This window comes from Aeromonas sp. R1-2 (assembly GCF_040908505.1).
Classification (GTDB): Bacteria; Pseudomonadota; Gammaproteobacteria; order Enterobacterales; family Aeromonadaceae; genus Aeromonas; species Aeromonas veronii.
In genome coordinates this window covers 55791-68028 of the sequence record NZ_JBFODU010000014.1, presented here as the reverse complement: position 1 = coordinate 68028, position 12238 = coordinate 55791, and the positions used below count along the sequence as shown (strand labels likewise).

At 48.3% G+C, this 12238-nt stretch carries 12 protein-coding genes; 5 read left to right on the top strand and 7 right to left on the bottom strand.

Annotated features, from left to right (window positions below; all coding sequences use genetic code 11):
• Window positions 1-3 precede the first annotated feature (3 nt).
• The 5 genes from fliS (at window position 4) to AB5Y76_RS05205 (ending at window position 4642) form a co-directional block, all read left to right on the top strand.
• Entirely contained in the window at window positions 4-426 is a 423-nt protein-coding gene (gene fliS / locus AB5Y76_RS05225; protein ID WP_201986719.1) for a flagellar export chaperone FliS, read from the top strand.
• Complete coding sequence (locus AB5Y76_RS05220) at window positions 426-749, top strand: hypothetical protein (protein ID WP_139494575.1); 324 nt, start codon at window positions 426-428, stop codon at window positions 747-749. The genes fliS and AB5Y76_RS05220 overlap by 1 nt, the downstream gene beginning before the upstream one ends.
• A complete protein-coding gene (locus AB5Y76_RS05215; RefSeq protein WP_201986721.1) occupies window positions 749-2839 on the top strand; it encodes a 6-hydroxymethylpterin diphosphokinase MptE-like protein in 2091 nt (696 codons plus the stop codon). The genes AB5Y76_RS05220 and AB5Y76_RS05215 overlap by 1 nt, the downstream gene beginning before the upstream one ends.
• Window positions 2840-2978: 139 nt before the next feature.
• Window positions 2979-3668, top strand: a complete 690-nt coding sequence (locus AB5Y76_RS05210; protein ID WP_201986723.1) for a class I SAM-dependent methyltransferase — start codon at window positions 2979-2981, stop codon at window positions 3666-3668.
• Complete coding sequence (locus AB5Y76_RS05205) at window positions 3665-4642, top strand: hypothetical protein (RefSeq protein WP_201986725.1); 978 nt, start codon at window positions 3665-3667, stop codon at window positions 4640-4642. Before AB5Y76_RS05210 ends, AB5Y76_RS05205 begins: the two co-directional genes overlap by 4 nt.
• A 45-nt stretch (window positions 4643-4687) precedes the next feature.
• On the opposite strand, the gene pseI is transcribed toward AB5Y76_RS05205, so the two are convergent.
• From pseI to pseB, 7 genes are read right to left on the bottom strand one after another with little or no spacing between them, the layout of a single operon-like run.
• Entirely contained in the window at window positions 4688-5737 is a 1050-nt protein-coding gene (gene pseI, locus AB5Y76_RS05200) for a pseudaminic acid synthase (RefSeq protein WP_201986727.1), read from the bottom strand.
• Complete coding sequence (gene pseG / locus AB5Y76_RS05195; protein ID WP_201986729.1) at window positions 5718-7214, bottom strand: UDP-2,4-diacetamido-2,4,6-trideoxy-beta-L-altropyranose hydrolase; 1497 nt, start codon at window positions 7212-7214, stop codon at window positions 5718-5720. Before pseG ends, pseI begins: the two co-directional genes overlap by 20 nt.
• Window positions 7214-8503 carry an aminotransferase class III-fold pyridoxal phosphate-dependent enzyme gene (locus AB5Y76_RS05190; RefSeq protein ID WP_201986731.1) on the bottom strand — a complete coding sequence of 430 codons (1290 nt, stop codon included), beginning with the start codon at window positions 8501-8503 and terminating at the stop codon, window positions 7214-7216. The genes pseG and AB5Y76_RS05190 overlap by 1 nt, the downstream gene beginning before the upstream one ends.
• On the bottom strand, window positions 8500-9255 hold the full coding sequence (locus AB5Y76_RS05185; RefSeq protein WP_201986733.1) for an NTP transferase domain-containing protein: 756 nt from the start codon (window positions 9253-9255) through the stop codon (window positions 8500-8502). The genes AB5Y76_RS05190 and AB5Y76_RS05185 overlap by 4 nt, the downstream gene beginning before the upstream one ends.
• Window positions 9252-10097, bottom strand: a complete 846-nt coding sequence (locus AB5Y76_RS05180) for an aldo/keto reductase (RefSeq protein WP_108542038.1) — start codon at window positions 10095-10097, stop codon at window positions 9252-9254. Before AB5Y76_RS05180 ends, AB5Y76_RS05185 begins: the two co-directional genes overlap by 4 nt.
• On the bottom strand, window positions 10088-11230 hold the full coding sequence (gene pseC / locus AB5Y76_RS05175) for a UDP-4-amino-4,6-dideoxy-N-acetyl-beta-L-altrosamine transaminase (RefSeq protein WP_201986735.1): 1143 nt from the start codon (window positions 11228-11230) through the stop codon (window positions 10088-10090). The genes AB5Y76_RS05180 and pseC overlap by 10 nt, the downstream gene beginning before the upstream one ends.
• Window positions 11227-12231 (bottom strand): UDP-N-acetylglucosamine 4,6-dehydratase (inverting), encoded by a 1005-nt coding sequence (gene pseB / locus AB5Y76_RS05170; RefSeq protein WP_201986736.1) that lies wholly within the window; start codon window positions 12229-12231, stop codon window positions 11227-11229. The genes pseC and pseB overlap by 4 nt, the downstream gene beginning before the upstream one ends.
• Window positions 12232-12238: the final 7 nt, after the last annotated feature.

Genomic DNA, 12238 nt, shown 5'->3' with positions numbered 1-12238 from the left:
ATCATGTATCAACGTAATTTAAAAGCATATAAAACAACCAGCGTCGCTGCTGATTTGGCCGTCGCTGATCCTCATCGTGTTATTCAGCTGATGATGCAAGGTTTTCTCGAGAGACTAGCTCAAGCCAAGGGGGCAATAGAGCGCCATGATATGGAGGCGAAAGCGATTTCTGTCTCTAAGGCTCAAGGATTATTACATGGGCTGCAAGATGCGCTTGATATGAGCCAAGGTATATTAGCTGAAGATTTGTATCGACTTTATGCCTATATGGATGAACGAATCTGGGATGCTAGCTTAGCCTTGGATTCGTCTCCAATCGACGAAGTTATGGCTTTGATGGTGACGATCAAATCGGGCTGGGATCAAGTACCTGAAGCAGCCAAACAACAAGGTTATCAAATGAGACAGCAGCTGGGTGAGTTATAATGATGACTCTAGCTTTTTTGCAGCAAGCACTCACTGAAAATTATGAGCAAATAGAGTCTTTTTTGGCAAAAAAAAACTATAATGACGTTCTGGTCAATATGGATAATCGTCTTGTATTAATTGAACATCTCTTACACCTTGTTGAAAAAGAGCCAGAATTGAAACAGGACGCACTTTTATTATCTGCAATGCTTTCTCTGCAGGAAGAAAGCATGAGACATTTAGCCAGTCATCATCATCAGGCTATATTTAAAGAGCTATCTTCGATTGGGTTGGCGAGTAGGGCTAAAAAAATTTATCGTGTGAACAGCAAGGAGTTCTGATGTCTGAGAATATTAATGATATTTTGAAAAAAGCTGAGGATAATGCTTTGCGACTAAAAGAGCGAGCAGAGCAAGAAGTCGCTATGTCGGTAGCGCTACCCCTTAGATTTTCCCAAAATATCACAGCTTTTCGCAAGTATATTCCTCATGTTGCGGAAATGTATGAGTCATATCAGCCTTCGCGTCCATTTCGTTTTTTTTGCAATGAAAACGGTCAGCCAAATATGGCTTGGCTTGATGATGATGTTGCTGTATATGGGGAAGAGCCATATCTGATTTGTGAGACCTTAGTCAAAGAATTTATGGACAAAGGGGGATTGTCAAAGTTTTCATTTAGTCAAGAGGCAAACCCACTCGGATTTGTTCATGTCGAGTATCTAAACAAGCTCAATGCCTACCTTGACGATATCGCCTTACGAAAGGAGGCGAAGCGAAATGTTCCTACTGAGGTACCTACGGCATTAGTTTTTGGTGTTGGCTTGGGCTATCATCTTGGTTATTTATACGAAAAATGTAAGATTGGGACCTTATTTCTTTTTGAACCTGATCTTGACCTTTTCTATGCATCGCTATTCTGTTTTGACTGGGCTCCTTTATTAGATTATTTACATCAGGAAAATCTTGGTTTGCAAATTTTATTAGGCCAAGATGAAGACACTATTGTGAAGGACTTTGCTTCTGCCATTCATCGTCGCGGTTCTTTCCTGATTGCTAACGCATTCATTATGTGGGGCTACCAAAATGACAAGATAAAGCAACTCATGATAAAGGTCCAGAAAGAGTATCACTTACTGGTAATGGGTTGGGGATTTTTTGATGATAACTTGATAGCTCTATCCCATACAATAAAAAATATTGAACAAGGTGTGCCATTTTTAAAAGATAAAGAAAAAATTTATTTTGAACAGCAAAATACGCCAGTATTTATTATCGGCAATGGTCCATCCTTGGATGAGTCTCTTCCTGTTATCAAAAATACTAGTAGTGCTGCTATATTGATTGCCTGCGGAAGCGCAATCACTGCTTTACACAAAGTAGGCATAAAACCAGACATTTACGTAGCAACTGAGCGAACTAAAAGTGTCTATGATTTTCTGGTCAGCATGGATGATCCTGATTATTTGAAAGATATCATATTTTTAAGTGTTGATGTTATTCATCCATACTGTGCTTCGCTATTTAAATCGTCAGCTCTGCTGTTTAAGCTTTCAGAACCAGGTGTTGTTTTATGTAGAACATACTTTCCCGAGACCAGAGCATTCACTGCTTTGGGGGGGGTAAATCCTATGGTTGGTAACATAGGTGTCAGTGTTCCTATCCATCTTGGGTTCAAAAACTTATATCTATTTGGTTTGGATAATGGCTATAAAAATAAAGATCACCACCACTCAAAATTTAGTGCATATTACAACAATGCAGAGGGTGCTAAAGTTTTGACAGAAATGGTATGTGGTGAAAATAAGTTTCCGAGAGAGGGGAATTTTGGCGGAGTTGTTATTAGTGATGCGATGTTTGATACATCTAGGAAGGTTATAGAACAAGTTTTGGAGGCTAACGAAGATGTACTGTGTTTTAACTGTAGTGATGGTGTGAAAATAACTGGGGCTGTCCCTCTTCGTAGTTCTAAATTAGGACCGTTTAAACAAACTAATAAATCTGTTTTGCTGGAAGATATCGTTACTCGTTTTTGCTCTCCATTGTCATTATCAAAGCAGGACTTTTATCCTTTATTAGATGTTGATTTCTTCAATTATTTTGTTGATAAAATGATTGAAGAGTGGCAGCAGAGTTTTTCATCCAGAAATCAGATTAATCAGTTGATGTTAAGGCATTTTAACTATCTGCATGAAATATCAAAAACTCAGCAAATGCATATAGCAATATTCATGATCGGTTCAATGAATTATGTATTTACTTTATTGAGTACAATCGCTTATTCATTTGAGGGGGAAGAAGAAACTCTATCCTTAATGGCTCCCGCTATTAATGTATGGCTGGATTTCCTTAGAACAGCAAAAAAAATGTATCCTATGGCTCTTGATAGTGTAGATATGATAGATAATGATGTTGTTGATTTGTTCCGTAAATAGCGAACTTGTTAACCGCAAGTCATCTTTTGGAGCTGGTTAAATTGATTTCTGACTTTATCTAATTACATATTTACTCTGTGGTAATAATAGTAATCTACCTAAAAATTCAGACTTAAAATTATATAAAGGATGATGTGTAATGGTCGTTGATGATAGCAATGCTTTCAATAGACTTTATTTGGAAAGAGGTATCAATTCTCAGCGCCGTTATCCTAATGATAGTTTGATTGGATTTATGGCAGCCAATTTTTTCCATCTTTCTCAAACAGAACGAAGTAAGTGTCGAGTGCTTGAATTGGGGTGTGGTAGTGGTGCCAATATATGGATGTTGGCCAAAGAAGGATTTGATACCTGGGGTCTTGACTTATCCCCAACTGGGATAGCTATTTGTGAGGAAGTTGTAGCATCATGGAATGTAACTGCCCATCTTGATGTAGGGGATATGACAAAGCTCCCATATCCAGATGATCATTTTGATGCAATAGTCGACGTGGTCTCAATGCAGCATTTGACCCTTTCCCAACATAATACAACTATAGGTGAAATACATCGCTGTCTAAAGTCTGGCGGGAGTTTTTTTTCCTATCATCTTGGTAAAGGTTCTTCAGTATGTGGGGTGCCTAATCTGCATTGGCATGATAAAATATCCATTAATAACATTCCAGCTGACTACCCTTTGGCGGGTAATGGTCTAACATCATTTCTTGATGCTGAAGAAGTTGAAGTGCTATATAAAGATTTTACTTCTTTAGAAGTATCTACAATTAGTAGAAGGTACCCCAAAAGTAGGGCTCTTGTCGAGTATTTAGCTATCAGTGCTAGAAAATGAAAATAGAGACTTTATCTAATAAAGATTTTGAAAGAACATTACATCAACGGCTACTTAACTATGGTGGCCTGATGACTCCACTGCATATTGAATATTTTAAAAGCTATCATGCGTTCGACTTTGAAGACATCTCTTTTGGTGTATTTTATCCAGGTGGGGAGATTATTTGTTTACTTACTCGCTACATGAGCAGTAACTCGATCCGTTACAGTTGGTATGGACAACCTGCAAGATTATTGTGCCAAGGGGGAGGAGAAAAAAAACACCAAGCTGAGCTGGTGGCTCAGGCTCATATCCTTTCCTTATTCAAGAATGGGGGGGGGGTTGACTTTCTGGAAGTCGCAAGTGAGATGAGTTTTATTGCCAAAGTGCTATTGTTAAGAGGTGTTTCACCGAGGGTGTTTTCTGAGCAAGTAATTAGGTTGACTAGCGATGAATTGATGTTAAGTGACATGAGAAAAGTGTTTCGCCAGAATATTAACTGGGGTGCCCGTAATCTACAGTGTAGAGTTATTGACACTCACAATGTTACTGAAAAGGATTTCCTAGATTTCGAAGAGTTTCATGTGGCTATTGCTGGTAGACGAACTCGAAGCCATGAGTCTTGGTTGAATCAGATGAACTTAGTACAGGCAGGGGAAAACTTTTTGGTTGTAAGTCATCTAAGTGGTGAGCTTGTTGGTATGTCGTTGTTTGCTGCATCGGGGAAACGAGCATATTACTCTGTTGGAGTTTATAATCGAGATTTATTCCACCTTCCCCTTTCTCATTATCCCGTTTGGCTAGGAATGTTGCGTTCCAGAGATATGGGATGTACTGAATTCAGTATGGGGGAAAGTATGTATGGTAATGTTATTGACTCTCTTGGTAAATATCCTACTGATAAAGAGAGTGGTATTAGTCACTTTAAGCGTGGTTTTGGTGGTGATATAAGAACATCATTACGTTTTTATGGCGATTTTTTTGAAGGCTAGAATAACATATCGTCATTGGGTTATATGATCCAATGACGATCTTTTTTAAAGAATAACATCCTTTATATTTACTGCCTTACCTCGATGTATGTCGTGGCGTGTTTTTTTTCCCAATATTTGTGGTAATGCTTCAGGTGGCAACCCATAGCCTGGCCGGATCCGTCGGATGTGTTCTGGCTTTATGATGGTGCCCGCAGGGATGTCGGTAACAAAATACAAAGAACGACGAAATCTCAGGTTTGCCTGCTCAGCCTGGTTGTCACCACTTTCTCCTGATCCTAACGCTTGCCAGCAGAGTTTTGCCTGGCTGCAGAGCTCTTTAAGTTCACGTGGTTCAAGTGAGAACTCGGCATCCGGGCCGCCATCAGCGCGAGCCAAGGTCAGGTGTTTCTCGATGGCCACAGCGCCCAATGCTATTGCCAGCTGAGCGGCGGTATTTCCCAGCGTGTGATCAGAGAGACCAACGGGTACTGAAAATGTCTCAGCCAAGCGGGTAATCCGCTTGAGATTGATATCAGCAAGAGGGGTTGGGTAGCCACTGACACAATGAAGCAGCAGGATCTGTGAGCAACCATTTTCACGCAAAATGGTCATTGCCTTGGCAATTTCATCTTCAGTTGACATGCCAGAAGAGATAATGACCGGCTTTCCTTGCTGAGCTATGTAACTGAGCAGGGGAAGATCGGTAATTTCGAATGAGGCAATTTTGTATGCGGGAGTACCCAGCTCCTCCAAAAAATCAACAGCACTCTCGTCGAAGGGCGTGGAGAAAATAGTCAATCCGCGTGACTTTGCTCGTTCAAAGAGAGGCTGGTGCCATTCCCATGGGGTATGGGCCAGGGTGTAGAGATCGTAAAGGGTATGGCCATCCCATAAACCGCCCTGAATATGAAAATCCGGTAGATCACAGTCGATTGTCATGGTGTCAGCTGTATAGGTTTGCAGCTTGATGGCATCAGCTCCCGCATCGGCAGCCGCATCTACCAGCGCCAGTGCCCTCTCCAGCTGGCCATTATGGTTGCCGGATAGTTCAGCAATGATGTATGGCGGGCTATTTGGGCCTATCTCGCGGCCATTAATAGTGAACTGAGGCATGAAACGTCTCCTTGGGAGAAAAATGAAACCAGTTCTGTGAGCTACTGTACTGATATCCAATTGACCGGAAGAGTGCCAGAGAGCCCTGGTTTTCAGGGCTGATATAGGCGTGAAAGGTGAACCAAGGGAAAAGTTGGTGCAACAGATTAAGAGCCCGTTTGCCATGCCCTCGTTGGTGTTGCTCGGGGTCAACGTAGATAGAAACTTCGTTATACCTGCTTGGCTCACAGGCTTCATCCAGCCTCACGACGGCGCAAGGACCTGTGGCTGACATAACCTTGAACAGCCAGCGCTGAGGGTTCTGCAAAGCTCCGTGTAACCAGATTTTATGCACACCGAGTGGAGGACAATCGGTATTTCGGCTATAGCGGCGAGTTACCGCATCCTGTTGCCACTGCCATATCCACTCTGCGTCTTCTTCTGTGATTGGCTGCAGCCAGTATGAGTGCTGCCGCGATGTGAGCTTCTGCAACAAACGCTGTGCTCCCGTGCCATCACACAGTGCGGCGCTATGTTTGCCGAGTTGCTGCAAGGTCTCTTGATTGGGCCAGTGAAGTAACAGCTGTTGTAGCAGTTGCTTATTATTAAGCATCCTCAGATCGCCAAGCCATATCACGGCATTTGCCTGTGCTAGCCGTCTGGCATTTTCCAGTTGGTTGTCGGCAAGAGTGAATAGCAGGGTAGGCAGAGCCAAGGTAGCGCGCTCCCAGCAACTGGTTCCTCCAGCACCGATGGCGAGATCGGCCTGCAACATCAATTCGGCCATGTTGTTTGCATCGAGGTGCAATTTGACGTGATGACGACTTTTTGCCATGACCTCTTTAAGTGTATCGATATGAGGGGCTTTGCTTGCCAATACCAGATCAATTTCCAATATAGGGATGGGCAGTTGATCTATCTGGGGCAGAATGCGGGATAGATGATTGTCACTGTCCATTGCTCCGAGGGAGAGCAGCAGTCGTCTGATCCTTTTATTTGACGCTCTTCTGACAAGCGCGACAGGCCGTAGCCTGGCAAACTCTGGTCGCAGTGGCGCATAACCAGGGCCCAGCAGAGGCACTTCTGCAAATAGGCTCTCGCCATAGTCGGCTGGTTGCCGGTATGGGGTCATATCAAGCAACCGGGTTGCTTCATGAGGTCTGTCAGCCAGATCGTCGATAACCAGTTGTTGGGGGAAGAGGGCCGCCAGCGGCTGCTCCCAACGGCGATCCAGCTGATAGTGATCCACAATCAGCCAGTCACTGCCTCCCCACCCCATGATGGCGCGATAGAGCGAGCGCCAGTCAGGTTGTGCGGGAAGCAGCGTCAGACCATGCTGGCGAGCAATGACTTGAGTGCCATCAAAGCCAGGCAAATCGGCACAAAAGAAGTGGCACTCGTCACCTCGGCTGGCTGCAAGATCAGCGATGCTAAGGCACCGCATGAGATGGCCTGCGCCTATTGTCGTACTGGCATCACATCGGAACAGCAACCGCATCAGCGTACCCGGAATACGGGTTGAATGGACTCGCCATCAAGCGCACTGGCCAGTGTCAGTTCTCTATCGTGGCGAATGAGCGCTGGCAGTATGTCGCGATAGGCTGCCAGCAGAACGGCCACATCCTGTTCGCTATGGGCCAGATTCATATTGTGACTGCCAAGGGTGAGGAGCCCTCGCTTGCACAACTCCTGGATCAGATAGCTCTTGAGAAGCCAGGTAGAGTGGTTTACTGAATCCGCAACCAGCAGAAAGCTCCAGCTCGGATGTCCGGCGGTATGCAGCCAGTCCGGGGCATCGATCTCTTTTAGCAAGCTATCGAGCCCATCCAGTACCTGTTGTCCCCGCTCTGCAAGCCTCTTTGGTACATCCAGTCGCCGCATCTTTTTGATGACGGCGTTGGCCGCAGCGAGGGCAATTACATCCCCGCCGAAGGTGCCGGAGAAGAAGATATCTTCCATCCGTTTCATATATTGGCGGCGGCCAACAACGGCGGAAATCGGGAAACCATTGGCCATGCCTTTGCCGAACGCAGCAAGATCCGGCGTCACACCAAAGAGGCTCTGTGCCCCGCCCAAGTGGTAGCGAAAACCGGTAATGGTCTCATCAAAGATGAGTAGTGCGCCATGGGCATCGCAGAGTTGGCGCAGACCAGGCAGAAAATCCGGGGTTGGCCAGGTTACATTCATCGGTTCCAGAATGACGGCTGCAAACTCGCCCGGGTGAGCTTCCAGCAGGCACTGCAGCGAGGCAAGATCGTTGTAGTCAAATCTGTGGGTCAGCTCTCTCACGCACTCGGGGACCCCCAAATGGCGGGTGGTTGAGCCGATGTACCAGTCTTGCCAGCCATGATAGCCACAGACGGCTACCCGCTCGCGGCCTGTGACTGCTCTGGAGAGCCTGATACAGGCTGAGGTGGCATCAGTCCCGTTTTTGCCAAAGCGAACCATTTCGGCGCAGGGGATGAGCTCAATGAGCTGTTCAGCGACTTCAGTTTCCAGCCGGTGGGGAAGGGAGAAGATCGAACCAAGACTGAGTTGCTCCATTACCGCTTCATTCACATCCGGATCGCAATATCCAAGACTGATGGCCAGTAGGCCGCTGGCAAAATCAAGATACTCGTTGCCATCTACATCCCAAACATGCGCCCCATTGCCGCGCTCGATAAAGAGTGGGGCGGCGCCATAGGGGAAACAGAGGCGACTTTTGGAGAAGGTTTGGGAGCCGAGTGGAATGCTCTGTTCCGCACGTGCCGAGAGAGCGAGTGAATGTTGATAACGTGAGGTCATATATGATTCTCCTTGGCCAGCGAATTAGCCAATCCTTCGTTGCGCTTGTGCCGGGTATTAAGTGTTGTCAGCTCCGGCTGCTGCGCCAGCAGGGCGAGGATATCGTCGGTCGTAAAGGTTGGGTTGGCAGGATAGAGAGCCTGATAAATTCGCTCTACCAGTTCAAAGTCGGCAGGCTCATCGACAGTCCAGCGCAGGTGGGCCAGCGAAGGCGAGCGCTGTAGTTCGCCGATAGAAAACTGTTCGGAATGACAGCGAACGTAATAGGTGACATGTTCCCGCTCGGTCTGCGTGGCGGCCTTTTCCTGCAAGATTTCCAGAGTTGCTCCACTCATGATCTCGGCATCCAGCCCATCCGGATAACTAGGGTTGCCGCAGTTGCTGCTGTAGTCGAACTTGCCCGAGAGATGGAGGGCTATCAGCTCGTCTATTACCATAGGGTCAGCCAGTGGGCAGTCACCAGTGAGACGCACAACATGGGTCGGACTGTAGGGTTGGGCCGCCAGATAGAAACGCAGCAACACATCGTCAAGAGGACCGCAGAAACAGGGGATATTCAACCTCTCGCACAGCTCGGCAATGGCGCGATCTTCCGACTGATCGCTGGTGGCAACCAGCAGCTTGTCCAGTAGCTTGCTCTGTTGCAACCGTTCAATCTGCCTTGCCAGCATGGGTTCGCCCAGCAGTTCCTTTAGTACCTTGTTGGGCAGGCGGGAAGAACTGGTTCTGGCCTGCAGAATACCCAAGATCATCGTGTTCTCCAGAGTCCGGGGTTGATAAGTTCCTGTTCCATAGACGCCAGGTGTGCGATATCGGCCTCGTAGCACTCGTGCTGTACTTGACTGGCCGCAACGATGGCGGCCAGCTCTTGGGCATGACAAACACCGACAACAAAGCGGCTCACCTGTGGTAGGGCTGTCATGATGGAGAGGGCTCTGCCAAGCGGGGCCACCGAGGGATGCCAGTGGTCAAACCGTTCAAGTGCGGTAGCGAAACGCTGAAAATAGTCAGGTCGCTGCGCTGGTTGCATCAATAACAGGCCCTGTAAAAAGAGCGAGCGAACATGGATTTCACACCCCATATCTACCAGTTTGTCGAGCCATCCAGTGCGTAAAAAGCGTTGATCGAGCAAATTGGCAGGTAATTGCACCAGTTCCAGAGGATAGCCAGCTGCGCTCCAGGTATCGAGCTCCTCCGGGGAGTAGACGGAGATCCCGAGTTTTCCGATCGCGCCCTGTTGCTGCAAATCGGTGAGTAACTCGAACAAGGCAGGTGAGGCATCTTGGCTACGGTGCAGCAGCAAACCATCGAGCCGTTTTCGCCCCAGCCAATGCAAGCTGTTGTTGAGCGCTGCCTTAACATCGGACAGCGGTAGCCCTGGTGCCAGCTTGTCGATGAGAGTGAAGTCGGTGATATCTCTTTGCCCCAGCCTCTGCTCGGCATTGCCATAGGCTTGCGCCGTATCCAGGGTATCGATACCTGCTTGACGAGCTAACGCAATGATCGCGTCGAGTTCCTCATCGCTGACTTGTCCGTCGTGATTGCTGATCCCGTAATCCAGACCGAATTGCACTGTGCCCAGAGCTAGCCGCATAGTGCCTGCTCCAGCGCATCTACGACCTGTTGCTGCTCTGAGAGAGTCAGAGCCGGGAACAGTGGAAGAGAGATTGCTCCCTGATAGTAGGCTTGTGCGCCCGGATAGGCTGCTGGATCATGTCCCAGCCCACGGTAGTAGGGCTGGGCTGGGATAGGAATATAGTGAACGTTGACGCCAATGCCGGCAGCACGCAGGCGGGCAAACACCTGATCGCGTTCAGCCACCTGAATGACATAGAGGTGATAACCGCTCTGGCGATTATTACTCTGCTGCAACGGCTGGACTGGCAAGGGGGATAACAGCGCGTCATATCGCCTGGCAAGTTCACGACGCTGGGTAATGAACTGGTCAAGACGGCTCAACTGACTCAGCCCTAGTGCCGCCTGAATGTCGGTCAAGCGATAGTTGAAGCCCAGAAGTTGTTGCTCGTAATACCACTCTCCGGGAGAGGGCATGAGCAGCGCTTGCGGATCTCGAGTGATTCCATGGCTGCGATAGAGTCGCAATTTGTCGGCCAGCACCTGATCCCGGGTGGTGACAGCGCCTCCTTCTGCGGTCGTAATCGGTTTGACCGGATGAAAGCTGAAGACCGTCATATCGCTGTGACGGCAACTACCGATAGGTGACCCCTGATAGTGGGCACCCAGTGCATGGCAGGCATCCTCGATCAGAACGATTCCGTACTGGCGACAGAGCGCACCGATCTCTTCGAGATCGCAGGGCTGTCCGGCCAGATGTACAGCAATCAGCGCTTTTGGAAGGGAGTGGGTGCGCACAGCTTGCTGCAGTTTCTTATCCAGTGCCACTACATCGAGGTTACCGGTAGCAGGGTCAACGTCGACAAAATCAACGTTGGCATTGCAGTATCGAACGCAGTTCGCCGACGCAACAAAACTGACCGCAGAAACCCAAACTGTATCTTGGGCGCCAATATCCAGTACTGCGCAGGCCAGATGAAGCGCAGTGGTGCCGTTACTGCAAGCAACCACATGCGGCACTTGGCAGTAATCGGCCAGTCCTTGTTCGAAAGCGGGAACGGCTTCGCCTTGGGTCAGATAATCAGATTTCAGTACGGCAACGACGGCTTCTATATCGGCATCGCTGATCGATTGGCGGCCATAAGGGATCATTCGGACAACACCTGCTGGTTTATGCTCTGTAGTTCAGCTATCGACAGATAGTGCTGATTATTTAGGGAATTGTATTCAAAGCCTGGAGCGACCAGCGTAGCCGTTTCACCGAGCGCATTAATGTTGAAATCATTGTTGCGACTGGTGAAAGTGATGCTGGGGGCAATCACGTAGTAATCGTTGAACTCATAAGTGTGGAAAGAGTCGTCAGCCGGACACATCACCTCGTGCAGCTTCTCCCCCGCACGGATGCCTATGATCTCCTGCTTAAGGGTCGGAGCCATGGCTGCCGCCAGATCGGTGATCTTGACCGACGGGATTTTCGGCACGAACAGTTCGCCACCGCGCATACGCTGGAAGTTACTAAGAACAAAATCTACGCCTTGCTGCAAGGTCAGCCAGAAGCGGGTCATCTCGGGGTGGGTGATAGGCAGCGTACTGACGCCGCTCTTGATCAGATTGTCGAAGAAGGGAACCACGGAGCCCCTTGAGCCGACCACGTTGCCATAACGTACCACCGAGAAGATGGTCGGGTTCTTGCCCGCCATATTGTTGGCAGCGACAAAGAGCTTGTCAGAACAGAGCTTGGTTGCCCCGTAAAGGTTGATCGGGTTGGCAGCCTTGTCGGTCGAGAGTGCAATGACCTTCTGCACGCCATTGTTGAGTGCTGCCTTGATGACGTTTTCGGCTCCTCCAACGTTGGTCTTGATGCACTCCATCGGGTTGTATTCGGCAGCTGGCACTTGCTTGAGCGCCGCGGCATGCACCACAAAGTCGACATCGCGCATAGCCATGTCGAGGCGCTCGGCATCGCGAACATCGCCGATAAAATAGCGCATGCAGGGATGGTTGAAACACTGCTGCATTTCAAACTGCTTGAGCTCATCACGGGAGTAGACGATCAGTCGTGCGGGTTGGTAGCGGGATAGCACGGTTGCAATGAATTTCTTGCCAAATGACCCCGTGCCACCGGTAACCAGGATTGTTTTTCCATTAAACATGACGGTG